Origin of the sequence: Streptomyces sp. Ncost-T10-10d (genome assembly GCF_900091955.1) — a bacterium.
GTDB lineage: Bacteria > Actinomycetota > Actinomycetes > Streptomycetales > Streptomycetaceae > Streptomyces.
Genome location: NZ_FMDF01000049.1, coordinates 49,979 through 63,767 on the forward strand (window position 1 = coordinate 49,979; position 13,789 = coordinate 63,767).

The 13,789-nt window shown below is 72.3% G+C and carries 13 protein-coding genes; 12 read left to right on the forward strand and 1 reads right to left on the reverse strand.

Going from position 1 to position 13,789, the window contains the following annotated elements; genetic code table 11:
- Positions 1-5: 5 nt before the first annotated feature.
- The 8 genes from GA0115254_RS06480 (at position 6) to GA0115254_RS06515 (ending at position 7,619) form a co-directional block, all read left to right on the forward strand.
- Positions 6-1,172 (forward strand): acyl-CoA dehydrogenase family protein, encoded by a 1,167-nt coding sequence (locus GA0115254_RS06480; protein WP_093894323.1) that lies wholly within the window; start codon positions 6-8, stop codon positions 1,170-1,172.
- Complete coding sequence (locus GA0115254_RS06485) at positions 1,169-2,167, forward strand: bifunctional MaoC family dehydratase N-terminal/OB-fold nucleic acid binding domain-containing protein (protein ID WP_093894324.1); 999 nt, start codon at positions 1,169-1,171, stop codon at positions 2,165-2,167. The genes GA0115254_RS06480 and GA0115254_RS06485 overlap by 4 nt, the downstream gene beginning before the upstream one ends.
- Positions 2,167-3,285, forward strand: a complete 1,119-nt coding sequence (locus GA0115254_RS06490) for an acyl-CoA dehydrogenase family protein (RefSeq protein ID WP_093894325.1) — start codon at positions 2,167-2,169, stop codon at positions 3,283-3,285. The genes GA0115254_RS06485 and GA0115254_RS06490 overlap by 1 nt, the downstream gene beginning before the upstream one ends.
- Complete coding sequence (locus GA0115254_RS06495; protein WP_093894326.1) at positions 3,282-3,728, forward strand: MaoC family dehydratase; 447 nt, start codon at positions 3,282-3,284, stop codon at positions 3,726-3,728. The genes GA0115254_RS06490 and GA0115254_RS06495 overlap by 4 nt, the downstream gene beginning before the upstream one ends.
- Complete coding sequence (locus GA0115254_RS06500; protein ID WP_093894327.1) at positions 3,725-4,921, forward strand: lipid-transfer protein; 1,197 nt, start codon at positions 3,725-3,727, stop codon at positions 4,919-4,921. The genes GA0115254_RS06495 and GA0115254_RS06500 overlap by 4 nt, the downstream gene beginning before the upstream one ends.
- On the forward strand, positions 4,918-5,772 hold the full coding sequence (locus GA0115254_RS06505) for a MaoC/PaaZ C-terminal domain-containing protein (RefSeq protein ID WP_093894328.1): 855 nt from the start codon (positions 4,918-4,920) through the stop codon (positions 5,770-5,772). Before GA0115254_RS06500 ends, GA0115254_RS06505 begins: the two co-directional genes overlap by 4 nt.
- On the forward strand, positions 5,765-6,580 hold the full coding sequence (locus GA0115254_RS06510; protein ID WP_093894329.1) for a 2-keto-4-pentenoate hydratase: 816 nt from the start codon (positions 5,765-5,767) through the stop codon (positions 6,578-6,580). The genes GA0115254_RS06505 and GA0115254_RS06510 overlap by 8 nt, the downstream gene beginning before the upstream one ends.
- A gap of 97 nt (positions 6,581-6,677) precedes the next feature.
- Positions 6,678-7,619, forward strand: coding sequence for a 3-oxoacyl-ACP reductase (locus GA0115254_RS06515; RefSeq protein ID WP_093894330.1), 942 nt, complete (start codon positions 6,678-6,680; stop codon positions 7,617-7,619).
- 40 nt (positions 7,620-7,659) lie between these two features.
- Here GA0115254_RS06515 and GA0115254_RS06520 read toward each other — a convergent pair whose 3' ends face one another.
- Entirely contained in the window at positions 7,660-8,271 is a 612-nt protein-coding gene (locus GA0115254_RS06520; protein WP_093894331.1) for a TetR/AcrR family transcriptional regulator, read from the reverse strand.
- A gap of 176 nt (positions 8,272-8,447) precedes the next feature.
- Between GA0115254_RS06520 and GA0115254_RS06525 the strand changes: the two genes are divergently transcribed.
- From GA0115254_RS06525 to hsaA, 4 genes are all read left to right on the forward strand, one after another.
- Positions 8,448-10,010, forward strand: coding sequence for an FAD-dependent oxidoreductase (locus GA0115254_RS06525; RefSeq protein ID WP_093894332.1), 1,563 nt, complete (start codon positions 8,448-8,450; stop codon positions 10,008-10,010).
- 107 nt (positions 10,011-10,117) lie between these two features.
- Positions 10,118-10,912, forward strand: coding sequence for an SDR family NAD(P)-dependent oxidoreductase (locus GA0115254_RS06530; RefSeq protein WP_093894333.1), 795 nt, complete (start codon positions 10,118-10,120; stop codon positions 10,910-10,912).
- 65 nt (positions 10,913-10,977) lie between these two features.
- Complete coding sequence (locus GA0115254_RS06535; protein WP_093894334.1) at positions 10,978-12,573, forward strand: FadD3 family acyl-CoA ligase; 1,596 nt, start codon at positions 10,978-10,980, stop codon at positions 12,571-12,573.
- A 45-nt stretch (positions 12,574-12,618) separates the two neighbouring features.
- The gene (hsaA, locus tag GA0115254_RS06540; RefSeq protein WP_093894335.1) at positions 12,619-13,785 is read left to right on the forward strand and encodes a 3-hydroxy-9,10-secoandrosta-1,3,5(10)-triene-9,17-dione monooxygenase oxygenase subunit; all 1,167 of its coding nucleotides are present in this window, start codon (positions 12,619-12,621) and stop codon (positions 13,783-13,785) included.
- The last annotated feature ends 4 nt before the right edge of the window (positions 13,786-13,789 follow it).

Consider the following 13,789-nt stretch of genomic DNA (forward strand, 5'->3'; position numbering starts at 1 on the left):
CACACATGCAACTGCGCGAGAGCGCCGCGCACCAGGAGCTGCGGCGGGAACTGCGGGCGTACTTCTCGGGCCTGATGCCCGAGGACGAACGCCGTCGCGTCGGCGAGGAGGGCGTGGGCGGTGACCGCTTCCGCGCGGTCGTCAAACGGCTCGGCTCCGACGGCTGGCTGGGCATCGGCTGGCCCACCGAGTACGGCGGCCAGGGCCGTTCGGTCCAGGACCAGTACGTCTTCTTCGACGAGGTCCAACGGGCCGGCCTGCCGTTCCCGTTCGTCACGGTCAACACCGTCGGCCCGACCCTGATGGCGTACGGCTCCGAGGAACACAGGAAGCGGTTCCTGCCCGGCATTCTCTCCGGCGACATCGTGTTCGCGATCGGCTACACGGAGCCCGGAGCCGGCACCGACCTCGCCTCGCTGACCACCCGCGCGGTCCGGGACGGCGACACGTACGTCGTCGACGGCAGCAAGATCTTCACCAGCGGCGCCAACACCGCCGACTACGTGTGGCTCGCCGCCCGCACCGACCCGGATGCCCCCAAGCACAAGGGCATCTCCATCCTGATCGTGCCCACCGCCGACGACGGTTTCTCCTGGAGCCCCATCCGCACCGTCGGCGGCATGGTCGTCACCGCGACGTACTACAGCGGAGTGCGTGTTCCGGCCGCCGACGTGGTCGGCGACGTGGACGGCGGCTGGCGGCTGATCACCGCCCAGCTGAACCACGAACGCATCGGACTCGCCGCCCTCGGCGGCCGGATGATCCAGCTGTGGGAACGGGTCCTGGACTGGGCCAGGGAGAACGGCACGGCCGACATCCCGTGGGTGCGGCAGGAGTTCGCGCGTACGTACGCCCGGCTGGAGGCGATGCGGCTGATGAACTGGAAGATGACATCCGCCGTCGCCCGCGACGCGCTGACCGGCGCCGACGCGGGCGCCGCCAAGGCGTACGGCACCGAGACCCACATCGACGTCCAGCGCGGGCTGACCCAGATCCTCGGTGCCGCAGGCCGTATCCGGCCCGAGTCGCCGGGTGCCGTCCTCGCAGGGCAGGTCGAACAGCTCTCCCGCCAGGGCATCGTGAACACCTTCGGCGGCGGCGTCAACGAGATCCTGCGCGACATGGTCGCCACCCAGGGGCTCGGGCTGCCGCGCAAGGGGCGTGGCGCATGACCGGGCAGGGCAAGCCGTCCCGGCGGGGCGTCGAGGAGCAGCCGCAGGAGGGGTACGAGGAGCGGCTGCGGGCCTTCACCGGGCGCGAACTGCGCGCCTCCACACCGGCACAGGACCCGGTCAATCAGCCGATGATCCGGCACTGGGCCGAGGCGATGGGGGACACCAACCCGGTGTACACCGACGCCGAGGCGGCCCGGGCCACCGGCCGGCGCACAGTGGTGGCACCCGCGTCGATGGTCCAGGCATGGACGATGCGCGGTTACGCCGCCACCGTCGCCCCGCGGACCGGTGGCGCGGACGGCTTCGACGAACTGGTCGCCCTCCTCGACGAGGGTGGCTACACCTCCGTGGTGGCGACCGACTCCGAGTTCACCTTCCTGCGGGAACTGGAACCGGGCGACCACATCGCCGTACGCGAGAGCGTCGAGTCGGTCTCGGCGGAGAAGAGGACCGGCCTCGGCACCGGACGGTTCGTCACCACTCTCAAGACCTACACCGACCAGCACGGCGCGACCGTGGCCACCCAGCGGTGGCGGACACTGAGGTTCCGGCCCGCGCCCGCAGAGGCACCGGCCCCCGCCCCCGCTCTGCGACCGCGCCCCGCGGTCAATCGTGACAACGCGTTCTTCTTCGAGGGCGCGCGGCAGCACCGGCTGCTCATCCAGCGCTGCGCCGCCTGTTCCGTACTGCGTCACCCCCCGGGCCCGTGCTGCCCCGAGTGCGGCTCGCTGGAGTGGGACACCGTCGAGGCGGCCGGCCACGGCCACGTCTACAGCTTCGTCGTGAACCACCATCCGCGGCACCCGGCCTTCGGCTCGCCCTACCTCGTCGCCGTTGTCGCACTCGCCGAAGGCACCCGGCTCATCGCCAACCTGACAGGCGTCGCCCCCGACGAGGTCACCATCGGCATGCCCGTGGTCCTCGACTGGCTCGACGCCGACCCCGATCTGACCCTGCCGGTGTTCCGGCCCGCCCCGATGGAGGCGCCCTGATGGATTTCTCCCTGGGAGAAGAGCTCGAAGCAGTCCGTGACCTGGCGCGCGAGATCCTCACCGACCGCGTCACGCCGGAGCGGCTGCGTGAGGTCGAGACCTCGGAGAGCCGGGTCGACGAACAGCTGTGGGCCGACCTCGCCGCGGCCGGGCTGCTCGCGGCCGTCCTGCCCGAACAGGACGGCGGAGCGGGACTCGGCATGGCCGGGCTCTGCGTCCTCCTGGAGGAACAGGGACGGCGTGTGGCCCCGGTGCCGCTGTGGCCCGCGCTGACCGGTGCGCTCACCGTCGCCGCGTACGGAACCGGAGTGCAGCGGGCGCACCTGCTGCCGGACCTCATGGACGGCACGGCCCGGCTGACCGTCGCCCTGGAGGAGTTCGGCCCCGCAGACCCCCTGACGCCCCGCGCGGCTGCGGTCGCCGACGGACCGGGATGGCGCATCGGTGGGGTCAAGGCCGTGGTGCCCGCGCCCGCCGGTGCGCGCCACGTGTTGGTGACGGCCGCGACCGGTGCCGGGCCCGGCCTCTTCCTGGTCGCCTCGGACGCCACGGGCGTCGGATGGGAGTACGCCGAGACGACGAGCCATGACATGAGTGCCCACCTCACCCTGCATGACGCTCCGGCCGAGCCCGTCGGCACGCCGGGCGACGGGGCCGCCGCGCACCTCGTGCGGAGCGCCTCCGTCGCTCTGGCCGCCGTCCAGGCCGGCGTGGCCGACGGGGCGCTGGGCCACGCGGCGGGGCACCTGCGCGAGCGCGAGCAGTTCGGCCGCCCGCTCGCCACCTTCCAGGCCGTGCAGCACCAGCTCGCCGACTGCTACATCGACATCGAGGCGATGCGGGTCACGCTGTGGCAGGCGGTGGACGCACTGTCGGAGCCCTTCGACGAGGGGGAAGCCGACCGGGCCGCGCTGGTCGCCAAGTGGTGGGCGACCGAAGGAGGCCTGAACACCGTGCACCGGGTCCAGCATGTGCACGGCGGCATCGGCGTCGACACCGACTACCCGGTGCACCGCCACTTCCTGTGGGGCAAGCAGATCTCCACCACCCTGGGCGGCGCGGGCGCCGACCTCGAACGCCTCGGAACCCTTCTGACCGGTGCGGCGGAGGCCTCATGACCCCGCACCGGGGCACCCTCCCGCCGTCCCGCACCTACGACTCGGTCGCCGTCGGCGACGTACTTCCCGAGCTGCCGATCCCCGTCACCCGCACCCTGATCGTCGCCACCGCCCTCGCGAGCCGCGACTACCAGGACGTGCACCACGACCCCGCACTGGCCCGGGAACGCGGCTCCGAGGACATCTTCATGAACATCCTGACCAGCAACGGCCTCGTCGACCGGTACATCACCGGCTGGGCCGGACCCGCATCCGTTGTCAAGGCCATCCGGATCCGGCTCGGCGCCCCCAACCACCCCGGCGACACCATGGTCCTCACCGGCACGGTCACCGCGAAGTCCGACGCCGATCGCCGCGTCGACATCGCCGTCAAGGGCACCAACGGCCTGGGTGCCCACGTCGTCGGGACTGTGTCGGTACAACTGCCCGGGGAGGCCCGATGAGTACGGCGACCACGCGAAACCGACCGCTGTCGGGGGCCGCGGCCGTGGTCGGTATCGGCGCCACCGAATTCTCCAAGAACTCCGGGCGCAGCGAACTCCAGCTCGCCTGCGAGGCCGTGCTCGCCGCCCTCGCGGACGCGGGACTGAAGCCCTCCGACGTCGACGGGCTGGTCACCTTCGCCGCGGAGACCAACGCCGAGATCCACGTGGCCCGCAACACCGGAATGGGCGAGCTCACGTTCTTCTCCCGTATCGGGTACGGCGGCGGAGCCGGCTGCGCCACCGTGCAGCAGGCGGCCATGGCCGTGGCCACCGGGATCGCCGACGTGGTCGTCTGCTACCGGGCGTTCAACGAGCGCTCCGGCGAGCGGTACGGGCTCGGGCAGGCGGCCCGCCCCATGGACACCACCGCCGACCGGGCGGCGTACGCCTGGATGACCCCCTTCGGGCTGAGCACCCCCGCCCAGTGGGTGGCCATGTTCGCCCGACGCTATCTGCACGAATACGGCGCCACCACGGACGACTTCGGCAGGGTCGCCGTCGTGGACCGCAAGCACGCCGCGAACAACCCGGCCGCCTGGTTCCACGGCCGTCCCATCACACTCCAGGACCACCGCGACTCCCGCTGGATCGCCGAGCCGCTGAGGCTGCTGGACTGCTGCCAGGAGACCGACGGCGGCCAGGCCCTGGTGATCGTCTCCGCCGAACGCGCCCGCGATCTGCCGCACCCGCCCGCGGTGATCCGCTCGGCGGCCCAGGGACTCGGCGCCGACCAGCACATGATGACCAGCTACTACCGGCCGACGATCACCGGGATCCCCGAAATGGGTTTGGTCGGACGGCAGTTGTACGGGCAGAGTGGTCTCGGCCCCGACGACATCGACGCGGCCGTCCTCTACGACCACTTCACCCCGCTGGTCCTTCCGCAACTGGAGGAACTGGGCTTCTGCGGGCCCGGTGAGGCGAAGGACTTCATCGCCGACGGCCACCTGGAGCTCGGCGGCCGGCTCCCCTTCAACACCCACGGCGGGCAGCTCGGTGAGGCGTATCTGCACGGCATGAACGGCATCGCCGAGGGGGTCCGGCTGGTCCGCGGCACGTCGGTGAACCAGCCGGACAAGGCCGACCACGTGATGGTCACCGCCGGCACCGGAGTGCCCACCAGCGGACTGATCCTGGGAACCGACCGATGACCATGTCCCCGTGGCAGGGCCGCGAACTCGGCACCCGCACCGTCTCCTGGACCGAGCGGGACGCGATCCTGTACGCGCTCGCGGTCGGCGCCCCGGCCGACCGGCTCGACCTCGTGTACGAGGAGCGGCTGCGGGTACTGCCCACCTTCGCACTGACCCTGGCCCAGTGGGCGCCCGACGCGCTCGGAGCACTCGGCGCCTTCGACGTCACCACGGCCGTTCACGGAAGCCAACGCCTGCTCGTGCGAGGCCCGTTGGAGCCGAGCGGTGAGCTGACCACCACGGCACGGGTCTCCGCGGTCCGGGACAAGGGTGCCGCCGCCGTTTTCGACGTCGAGGTGTCCTGCGACCGTTTCACGGCCACCTGGTCGGTCTTCGCGCCGGGCTGCGGAGGATTCGGCGGCGAACGCGGCCCGTCCGTCCCGCGCCGACCGGACCGGCCGGCCGAACACGCCCTGACCGTGGCCACGCACGCCCGGCAGGCGGCCTTCTACCGGCTGCTCGGCGACCGGCACGCCATGCACATCGACCCGGAGGCGGCGAAGGCGGCGGGGATGGACCGGCCTTTCCTGCACGGGCTGTGCACGCTCGCCGCGAGCCTGCTGCCCCTGGCCGGGGTCCTCGGCGTGCACCCGGCCGAACTGGTGGAGCTGGAGGCCCGGTTCGCCGCACCGGCGTTCCCCGGCGACCGCCTCGGCCTGGCCGGCTGGGCCGAGGCCCCCGGCCCGGACAACCCCGGTGACCCGGCAGTGCGCTTCGAGGCATCGGCCGACGACGGCCGTGCGGTGCTCACCGGCGGCCGGGCCCGATTCCGCACCACCCCCGACCGGACGGAGAACACCGATGCTTGAACCCGAGCAGCGCGCCGAGGCCGCCGCGGCACTGTGGACCGCTCAGCAGGACCGCAGTCCGCTGGAGCCGCTCACCGCGACCTGGCCGGGTGTCGACGCCGACGACGCCTACGAGATCCAGCTGATCAACATCCGCCGACAGCTGGCCCAGGGCCGCACCGTCCACGGACACAAGGTCGGTCTTTCCTCGAAGGTCATGCAGCAGATGATGGGCGTCGACGAGCCGGACTACGGCCATCTGCTCTCCGACATGGTGCTGCCCGAGGGGGCACCCGTCGAGGCCGACCGCTACTGCTGCCCCCGGATCGAGGTCGAGATCGGATACGTACTCGGCCGGAGCCTGCCGGGGGAGGGGTGCACCACCGAGGACGTCCTCGCGGCGACCGAGTACATCGTCCCGAGCCTCGAACTCATCGACAGCCGGATCAAGGACTGGCGCATCGGGCTCGCCGACACCATCGCCGACAACGCGTCGTCCGCCGGGGTGATCATCGGCTCGGCCCGGGTGCGGCCCGGTGGGCTGAGCCCGGCCGACATCGACGCCGTCCTGTACCGGGACGGTGCGGAGATCGCCCGGGGCAACACCAGCGCGGTGCTCGGCGACCCCACCGAGGCCGTCGCGTGGCTGGCCCGCAAGGTCGCATCCTTCGGGGTGCGGCTGGAGGCCGGACACGTGATCCTGCCGGGTTCGTGCACCAAGGCCGTCGACGTGAGGCCCGGGGAGACCTACCGGGCCGAATTCGCGGGTCTCGGATCCGTCTCCGTCGGCTTCGTCCACTCAACGGGACAGCGCCCGGTCAAAAACTGAAATCAATACTAGTTTCGTGTGCGTGGCGCACCCCGGCGACAACCCCCGGGGTGCGCACGTGTATCCAGCGGATCGACGCAACACGGAATGAGGCAGCATGAGCGCGACGCACACCCCCTCGGAGAAGACCCTGGAGGGGCGCACCGCCGTCGTCACCGGTGCCGGAGCGGGTCTGGGCCGCGCCGAGGCACTGGCACTCGCGGCGCTCGGCGCCAACGTGGTGGTGAACGACATCGGCCCGGCGGCCGACGACGTGGCCGCCGAGATCAAGGCCCTCGGCGGCGGGGCCCTGGCGGTGACCGGTGACGTCGGCGACTGGTCCATGGGCGACAGGCTGGTGCAGGCCGCAGTGGAGAGCTTCGGCGGCCTGGACATCGTCGTCAACAACGCGGGCGTCCTCCGCGACAAGATGCTGTTCAACCTCACGGAGTCCGACTGGGACGACGTCATCCGGATCCACCTCAAGGGCCACGCCGCCGTGTCCCGCGCCGCGGCCGTGCACTGGCGCGCGACGAGCAAGGCAACCGGCGCTCCGGTCTACGGCCGCGTCGTCAACACCTCCTCCGAGGCATTCCTGTTCGGCTCGGCCGGCCAGCCGAACTACTCCGCGGCCAAGGCCGGAATCACCGCGCTGACCCTGGCCACCGCGCAGGGCCTGGGCCGCTACGGAGTGCGCGCCAACGCGATCTGCCCCCGGGCCCGCACCGCCATGACCGCCGACGCCTTCGGCGAGGGCGCGACCGCGCCGGGCGGCCTCGACATCATGGCTCCAGAGCGCGTCGCCACCCTGGTCGGGCACCTGGCGTCACCGGCCGCCGACGAGATCAACGGGCAGGTCTTCGTCGTCTACGGCGACATGGTCGCCCTGCTTGCCCCGCCCACCGTGGAGAAGAAGTTCACGGCCGCGGACGGCACCTTCACCCCGGCGGAGCTCGACGAGCAGCTGACGGGGTACTTCCGCGGCCGCGACCCGCACCGCACCTACGCCGCGTACAGCATCGCAGCACTCGACACGACGGGGACGCAGCAGACCCCCTGAACCGGCTGCCGACCCGGCCGGTGCACGGACATCGGCCGGGTCAGCCGGCGTCCGGCCCGGGCGCGAGCAGCAAGTGGCAGGCGGTGTGCAGATCGCCCTCGGCCTTCTGCGGGCTGAGCCGCTCGTTGAGCCGGGACTGCAGGACCCCGTACCACAGAAGGATCAGCAGCCGCAGCCGGGCGATGTGGTGTTCCGTGGGCTGCTCCACCTCCCAGGCCCGCAGCAGCAGATCCAGGAAACCCGAATCGATCCGGGCCAGGTCCGGCACGGTCGAGGCGCGCGCGGTGTTCGCCGAGTGGATCATCGCGGTGGCCAGCGCGGGCCGGCGCAGCAGATTACGGGTGGCGCTCCGCAGGGTCTCGAAGACGGCGTCCTCGGGCGAGGTGCCTGCCGCGCGTTCGGGCACCCGGGCCGCGAACTCCTCGATCTGGTCGGCCATCAGCGCGGTGAACAGATGGGTCTTGGACGGGAAATACCGGTACAGCGTCCCGAGCGCCACCCCCGCGGACTTGGCCACCTCCTGCATCTGGACCCGCTCCAGCCCGGCCACGGCGGCTGCGTCCGCGGCAACCTTCAGGATGCTCTGACGGCGCGCGCGCTGCCGGGGCGAACTCGGCTCGGCCCCCGGCCTGGCCTCGGCGATTCTGGGCACGCGCTCCCTCCCGGAACTCGATGGTGGCGACAACTGCTGCAGACAATACGCCGGGACCGGCCGCACGTCAGGCGTCACCCACGCCCTGTACCGGTCAGCGGGACCGGGCCCGCCGCGGCCGCCCCGCGCGGGGTCTGCTGGGACCACACACCACCGAGCGGCAGGAGGAGCACCCCATGCGGGACGGCCGGCAGGACTGGGACGCCACCCACGACGTGATCGTCGTGGGGTCCGGAGCGGGAGCGATGACCGGGGCTCTGGCGGCCGCCGGGGACGGACTCGACACCGTCGTGCTGGAACGGACGAAGCTGCTCGGCGGTACCTCCGCCTACTCCGGGGCGGCCGTCTGGCTGCCCGGCACCCAGGTTCAGGAACGCGCCGGCCTCGACGACTCCGCCGAAACGGCCGGGAACTATCTGCGGGCCCTGACCGGTGACGCAGAGGCCGAACGCCGGGAAGCGTTCCTGCGCCACGCCCCCGAGCTGGTAGCCCGGCTGGAGGCCGACCCGGCCATCGAGTTCGAATGGCGCCCCTTCCCCGATTACGTCGCCGCTCCCGGCCGCATGGACGCCGGCCGCTCCTTCGTACCGCTGGAACTGGCACCGGCGCTCCTCGGCGATCTGCTGCCGCTGGTACGCCCCGCGATCGACCGGGACCGTCTTGGCAAGGGGCACCCCGACGCTCCGCTGAGCCAGGGCCGCGCCTTGATCGGCCGCCTCCTGCTCGCCCTCACCCGCACCAGGAACGCGCTGGTCCGCATCGAGCACCAGGTCATTGGGCTGGTCAGCGAGGACGGCCGGATCACCGGAGTCGAGGTCCTGGCCCCGCACGGCAAGGTCCGGATGCGGGCCAGGCGCGGTGTGCTGCTGGCCGCGGGCGGCTTCGAGGGCGACGAGGCCCTGCGCGCCGGACACCAGGTGCCGGGCAGGGCCGCCTGGAGCATGGCACCGCGAGGGACCAACACCGGAGAGGTCCTGGAGGCCGCCGTCGCCGCGGGCGCCGCGACCGGTCTGATGGACGAGGCGTGGTGGTGCCCCGGCACCGAACTGGCCGACGGTTCGGCCGCGTTCACCCTCGGTCTGCGCGGCGGCCTCGCCGTGGACGGTTCGGGACGGCGCTTCGCCAACGAGTCACTGCCCTACGACCGCATGGGCCGGGCCATCGCCGCCGCCGGGGGAGCGGATGCGTCCTTCCACTTGATCTTCGACTCCCGCGAGGGCGGCGCCCTGCCGGCCATCACCGTGCCTCCCGCCGATCCGGCGGACCACCTGGCGGCCGGCACGTGGGTGCGGGCGGACACACTGCCGGAGCTCGCCGCGCTCATAGGCGTACCCGCCGAAACCCTGACCGAGACCGTCGCCCGGTTCAACGGCTTCGCCGCCGATGGCGAGGACATCGACCACCACCGGGGCGAGGACCCCTACGACCTGTTCTTCGCCGGCACCGAGAACGCCCCGGGGCCCAACCCCTGCCTGATCCCACTCGACCGGCCCCCGTACTACGCGGCCCGGCTGGTCCTCTCGGACCTCGGCACCAAGGGCGGACTCCGCACCGACGTCCATGCCCGCGTCCTCGACGCACAGGGGCGCCCGCTGCCGGGCCTGTACGCGGCGGGAAACACCAGCGCGTCCTTCACGGGCCGGGTCTATCCGGGCCCGGGCGTCCCCCTCGGCACGGCGATGGTCTTCGCCTCGCTGGCCGTCCGGCACATGGCACAGGGGTCCGGCGAAGCAGGCTGACCACGGCCCGGCCGGGACATCCCGGCCAGTGGGATCCCCCGGGGCGCCGCCCCGGGGGCGCGTTCTACGGTCACGGCACCGCCGGCCGGAACGAGGAGAGGCATCCGATGCTGGACAAGAATCTGTACGGGCCGTGGGCGGTCGTCGCCGGAGGGTCGGAGGGGGTCGGCGCCTCGTTCGCCCACCAGCTCGCGGACGCCGGGATCAACCTGGTCCTGATCGCCCGCAGACCCGGCCCGCTGAAGGAGACCGCCGACCTGGTGCGCGCCAAGGGCGTCGAGGTCCGCACTCTCGAACTCGACCTGCTCGCCCCCGGCGCCCTCGGCTCGGTCCGGGCCGTCACCGACGGTCTTGAGGTCGGTCTGCTGATCTTCAACGCGGGAGCCAACAGCTACGGCCACGAGTTCGTGACCGGCGAACTGGCCCGGGTCCAGGGCGTCCTGGACCTGAACATCACCGCGCAACTGGCCCTCACCCACCACTTCGGGGCCCTGATGAAGGACCGGGGCCGGGGCGGCATCATGCTCGTCGGCTCGCTCTCCGGCTACCTGGGCCAGGCGCAGATCAGCGTCTACTCGGCGGCCAAGGCGTTCAGCCGGGTGTTCGCCGAGGGGCTGTGGCTGGAACTGCGTCCGTACGGCGTGCACGTCCTGGAACTGGTCCTCGGTGTGACGAGGACCCCCGCCATGGAGCGGGCCGGGCTGCGATTGGACTTGCCGGGGCTGCGGGTCGCCGAGCCGGACGACGTCGCCCGGGAGGGGCTGGAACGCCTCGCCGACGGACCCGTGTTCGTCGCCGGCGGCAACGCCGGAGCGGCGGAGAAGCGCAGCGGCTTCCCCCGCGCCGAACTGGCCCTCGCGGCCCACGAGGCATCGCGGCGGCTCCTGCCGCCGTCGTCCTGACCGACCGCCGATGTCCGGCCCGTCCCCGGGATCCCGGGGACGGGCCCTCCCCTCCCGGAGAACAGATGAGCGAGAACGAGCACCCTCTCACCATTCCCCGCGCCCTCGACCTCGCCGCACGCCGGTACCCCGGCCGGGAGGCCGTCGTGGACGGCGATGTCCGGCTGAGCTGGGCGCAGTTGTGCGAGCGGGTGCACGCGGCCGTGAAGTCGCTGATCGCCCTCGGTGTCCGGCCCGGCGACCGGATCGCCGTCTGGGCGCCCAACGGCCACCGCTGGGTGATCGCCGCGCTCGCCGCCACCTCGGCGGGGGCCGTGCTGGTCCCCGTCAACACCCGCTACAAGGGCGCCGAGGCACGCTGGCTCCTGGAACGGGGCGGGGTGCGGCTGCTGTTCGTCGACAACGGCTTCCTGGGCAAGGACTATCTCGCCATGCTGGGCGCGGGCGGGGAGCCCGGCGGGGACGGCCCGCCGGTGCCCGGACTTCCCGCCCTGGAAAGCGTGGTGACCCTGGACGGCGCCGAGCGCCCCGGCATCCTGCCGTGGGACGGCTTCCTGCACTGCGGGGCACACCTGCCGGACACCGAGGCGACCTCCCGGACCGGGGCCGTGGACCCGGACGACCCCTGCGACCTGCTCTTCACCTCGGGCACGACCGGCCGCCCCAAGGGCGCCCTGACGACGCACCGGCAGAACCTCCGTACGTACTGGGCGTGGAGCGGGCGGACCGGGGTGATCGGTGACGACCGCTACCTGGTCATCAATCCGATGTTCCACTGCTTCGGCTACAAGGCCGGTGTGCTGGCGTGCCTGCTGCGCGGCGCCACGATGGTGCTGCAACCGGTGTTCGACGTGGACCGTGCCATGCGCGCCGTCGAGGCCGAGCGCATCACCGTGCTGCCGGGGCCGCCCACGATCTACTCCGAACTGCTGGACGCTCCGGGCAGGGACGGGTTCGACCTGTCGTCGCTCAGACTCGCGGTGACCGGGGCCGCCGTCGTGCCCGTCGCGCTCGTACGGCGGATGCGGGCCGAGCTCTTCCCCGAGGTGCTGACCGCCTACGGGCTGACCGAGACCTGTGGCACGGTCACCGTCTGCTCGGCGGACGACGACGCCGAGACGGTCGCCCTGACCGCCGGCCGCCCCCTCGACGGCACCGAGGTCCGGGTGGCCGACGACAGGGGGCGTGCGCTGCCCGCCGGGCAGGACGGCAGGATCCTGGTGCGCGGCTATCACGTGATGCTCGGCTACCTGGACGATCCGGCGGCCAGCGCAGCCGCCGTCGACGCCGAAGGCCGGCTGGACACCGGGGACGTCGGCCACTTCGACGCGCGCGGCAACCTGGTGATCACCGGACGCTCCAAGGACATGTTCGTGGTCGGCGGCTTCAACGTCTATCCGGCCGAGGTCGAGCAGGTGCTCACCGCGCACGACGCCGTCGCCGAGGCCGCCGTGGTCGGCGTCCCGGACGCCCGTCTCGGTGAAGTCGGGCGCGCGTACGTGACGGTACGGCCGGGCGCCGGGACGGGGCCGGACGATCTCGTCGGTCACTGCCGTGAGCGGCTCGCCAACTTCAAGGTCCCCCGCGAGGTGGTGGTCCTGGAGACCCTTCCGCGCAGCGCCACCGGCAAGGTGGACAAGGCCGTTCTGCGGACGACCTGACCGGCACGCTTCACCCCGCACAACGGAACGTATGGAGGACGGACCATGGGCAACGAGGTTCTGGAGTCGGTGCGCGCCCTGCTGCCGGCCATCGAGGAGCGGGCCGTCGCCACGGACGAGCGACGGCGCATCCCGGAAGCCACGGTCGGTGAGCTGGCCGCGGCGGGAGTGTTCCGGATGCTGCAGCCCGCCCGGTACGGCGGGCTGGAGGCGGATCCGGTCGACTTCTACCAGGTGGTGCGGGAGATCTCCGCGGTGTGCTGCTCCACGGGCTGGGTGGCATCCGTCCTGGGTGTGCACGCCTGGCAGTTGGGTCTGTTACCGAAGCAGGCGCAGGAGGACGTATGGGGTGAGGACCAGGACACCCGGATCTCCTCGGCGTACGCCCCGGTGGGCCGGCTGACCCCGGTGGACGGCGGCTACCGGCTCACCGGCCGGTGGAGCTTCTCCTCGGGCTGCGAGCACGCCTCGTGGGCTCTGCTCGGCGCCCTCGTTGTCGGGGCGCAGGGGCGGCCGGTCGACTTCCTCACCGTCCTGGTGCCCCGGTCCGACTACGGCATCGAGGACATGTGGGACGTCGTCGGGCTCCGCGGCACCGCCAGCAACGACGTCCTCGTCGAGTCGGCTTTCGTGCCCGCCCACCGAGTGCTCCGCAACTATGAGCAGGCGCAGTTGAAGGTACCGGGACAGCAGGTCAATCCAGGGCCGCTGTACCGGCTGCCGTTCGGCGCGATCTTCACCAGCGCCGTCACCGCACCGGTGGTCGGGGCCGTCTGTGGCGGTTACGCGTCGTACGTGTCGCGGATGAAGGAAAGGGTGCGGCTCAGCCTGGGAGGCGGCAGCTTCACCGACGACCCGTTCGCCCAGGTCGCCATCGCCCGCGCCGCCTCCGACATCGACGCGACCGTGCTCCAGATGGACCGGAACCTGCGCGAACTGTCCGCACTCGCCGCCGCCGGGCGGGAGATACCGATGGAGCTGCGGCTGCGCGCCCGGCGCGACCAGGTCCGGGGCACCGAACGCGCCGTCGCCGCGATCGACCTGCTCTTCAAGACCGCCGGCGGCAACGCACTGCGTCGCGGCAACCCCGTCGAACGTGCCTGGCGCGACGCCCACGCGGGCAGCGTCCACGTCGCCAACGACGTGGAACGCGCCCTCGCCATGTACGGCCGTGGAGCCTTCGGCCTGACGGTCGAGGACAACCTCGTCTGACCTC